Source organism: Streptomyces montanisoli (assembly GCF_017813245.1).
GTDB lineage: Bacteria > Actinomycetota > Actinomycetes > Streptomycetales > Streptomycetaceae > Streptomyces > Streptomyces montanisoli.
In genome coordinates, this window is record NZ_JAGIQL010000342.1 from 1 (window position 1) to 2,086 (window position 2,086).

The following is a 2,086-nucleotide window of genomic DNA, read 5'->3' on the forward strand; positions in this document are numbered from 1 at the left end:
CCTCCCCCCCCCCCCTCTCTTCAGGCGGAGGCCGGCTTCCCAGTACCGTCGGCAGCTGGAGTCCGGACGTGTGCTCTTCCGATCTCGGCGCGCGCGTTCACGGGCGCAGTGGCGCGGCTGCCCGCCGCGCTCGCCGCGCGCAGGGTGCTGCCGCGGGAGACGGAGGCCGCCGTCAGGCTGCTGGAGTCGAAGGGGGCCGCCGGGGCAGACGGAGGCGAAGGAGGGGCACGGACGTGACCGAGGACCGAAGCAGGCCTGACGGCCGAGGCAGCTCTGACGACCGGGGCGGCCCCGACGACCGCACCACGGTCGTCGTCATCACGCACAACCGCAGGGACGAACTGCTGCGCACGCTCGACCTGCTGGCGGCGCTCCCCGAGCGTCCGGCCGTGATCGTCACGGACAACGGGTCGAGCGACGGCACGGCGGAGGCCGTGACCGCCGCGCACCCCGCCGTGACGCTGCTGCGTCCCGGCCGCAACCTCGGCGCGGTCGGACGCAATCTGGCGGTGCGGCAGGCGGCGACGCGCTACGTCGCGTTCTGCGACGACGACACGTGGTGGGAGCCGGGATCCCTGCGCCGCGCCGCCGACCTCCTGGACGCGCACGCCGACCTGGCCGCGGTGACCGCCCGCATCATCGTGGAGCCCGGAGGCGAGGAGGACCCCGTCGTGGCCGAGTTGCGGGACTCGCCGCTCTCCGGCCCCGGCTGGCTGCCCGGGCCCGCGCTCGGCTCCTTCCTCGCGGCGGCCACCGTGCTGCGCAGGGACGCCTTCCTCGCGGCCGGCGGCTTCCACCCCGGCCTCTGGCTCGGCGGCGAGGAGGAGTTGCTGGCCACCGACCTGCTCAGCCGCGGCTGGTGGCTCAGCTACGCGCAGGAGCTGACGATCCACCACGCGGCCTCCACCCTCAGGGACCCGACCGAACGCCGGGTGCTGGGGCTGCGCAACACACTGTGGTTCACCTGGCTGCGGCGGCCGCTCGTGCCTGCGCTGCTGCGGACCGCTTACCTGCTGCGCACGGTCCCGCACGACGGGGCGTCGGCGCGAGCCGTCCTGCGCGCGGCCGCCGGGACACCCTGGGTGCTGAGGCAGCGTGCGCCCGTCCCGGCCGGTCTCGAGGCGCGCATCGCCCAGCTCGAACGGGTCAGGCGCGGCTCGGCGGCGCGCAAGTACGTCGGCTGACGACGACAACACACACAACTCCTCCCACCGAGAGGTCGCCATGGCATCGACATTCACCGGCTCCCGCTCGCTCCAGGGCCGTTCGGCCGTGGTCACCGGCGGGTCGCGCGGGCTCGGACTGCTGCTCGCCGGCGAGCTGGCGGCGCGCGGCTGCCGCGTCACGATCGCGGCGCGCGACCGCGAGGAGCTGGAACGCGGAGCCGCCGTGATCGCCGAGCGGGTGGGCGGGGGCGCACCGCCCGTGCGTACGGCCGCGTGCGACGTGCGCGACCGGGAGGCGGTGCGCACGCTCTTCGAGGAGACGGCCGGGGCTAACGGCGGCGTCGACCTGGTACTCGCGAACGCGGGCATCATCCAGGTGGCGCCCGTGGAGGCGATCGGCGCGGACGAGTTCGCGTCCGCGATGGACACCATGTTCATGGGGGCCCTGCACACGTCGCTCGAAGCCCTCCCCCACCTCAGGCGGAGCCCGGGCGGCGGCAGGCTCGGCCTGGTGGGGTCCGTCGGCGGGCTGCTCGGCGTGCCCCACCTGCTGCCGTACTCCTGCGCCAAGTCGGCCGTCGGCACGCTGGCGGAGGGGCTGCGGGCGGAGTGCGGCCGCACGGGCGTGAGCGTGACGGCCGTCCACCCCGGACTGATGCGCACGGGCAGCCATCTGCACGCGGAGTTCGGCGGCGACGAGCGCAAGGAGTTCGCCTGGTTCTCGGCACTGGCCGGCACGCCACTGGTGTCGATGGACGCGGAGCACGCGGCGCGGCGCATCGTGACGGCCGTCGAGCGGCGCAGGGCCAGGCTCGTCCTCACCCCGGCCGCGCGCGCGGCGGGTCTCGCGCACGGCGTGGCGCCCGCGCTGACCACGCGGCTGACGGCGCTGACCGCGCGCGCCCTCCCCGGCGCCGAGG

2 protein-coding genes are annotated in these 2,086 nt (G+C 75.7%); both read left to right on the top strand.

From position 1 onward, the window contains the following. Positions 1 to 233 precede the first annotated feature (233 nt). Positions 234 to 1,184, top strand: coding sequence for a glycosyltransferase family 2 protein (locus JFN87_RS33010; protein ID WP_209346180.1), 951 nt, complete (start codon positions 234 to 236; stop codon positions 1,182 to 1,184). Between the two features lie 40 nt (positions 1,185 to 1,224). Then, a partial coding sequence (locus JFN87_RS33015) for an SDR family NAD(P)-dependent oxidoreductase (protein ID WP_209346182.1) occupies positions 1,225 to 2,086 on the top strand: 862 nt, incomplete at its 3' end.